The sequence below is a fragment of the Tenacibaculum geojense genome (assembly GCF_042676005.1).
Classification (GTDB): Bacteria; Bacteroidota; Bacteroidia; order Flavobacteriales; family Flavobacteriaceae; genus Polaribacter; species Polaribacter geojense.
Window position 1 is genome coordinate 1 of sequence record NZ_JBHTJR010000074.1, and the last position, 503, is coordinate 503.

Below are 503 nucleotides of genomic sequence, written 5' to 3' on the forward strand. Positions count from 1 at the left end.
TCGTGTTTGACTTGTCCCGAAGTATTGATTTGCACAAAATATCGACTGGACAAACTAACGAAGAAGTAATAGCTGGAAAAACAAGCGGATTAATCGGAATGAATGAAAGCGTAACTTGGCGAGCAAAACACTTTGGAATTTATCAAAAACTGACTTCCAAAATAACGGAATATGACAGACCGAATTACTTTGCAGACCAAATGGTAAAAGGAGCGTTTGCGGAATTTAAACACGAACATCACTTTGCGAAATCGAATGGTGGAACTTTGATGACTGACTTTTTTGACTACAAATCTCCTTTTGGAATTTTAGGAAAGTTAGCGGACAAACTCTTCTTAAAAAAATATATGACTGAATTATTAACTCAAAGAAACCGAATTGTAAAAGAGTTTGCGGAATCTGACAAATGGAAAGAAATTGTAAATGAATAAAGTACTGTGTACAACAATGTATAACCGCAATTACGGCGGATTCGAACGTAGTCGAATCCACTCAGAATTGCT

At 36.0% G+C, this 503-nt stretch carries 1 protein-coding gene; it reads left to right on the forward strand.

Features of this window, described 5'->3' with window-relative positions:
* The first annotated feature begins 2 nt into the window (after positions 1–2).
* Entirely contained in the window at positions 3–431 is a 429-nt protein-coding gene (locus ACFQ1U_RS13715) for an SRPBCC family protein (RefSeq protein ID WP_386109348.1), read from the forward strand.
* Positions 432–503: the final 72 nt, after the last annotated feature.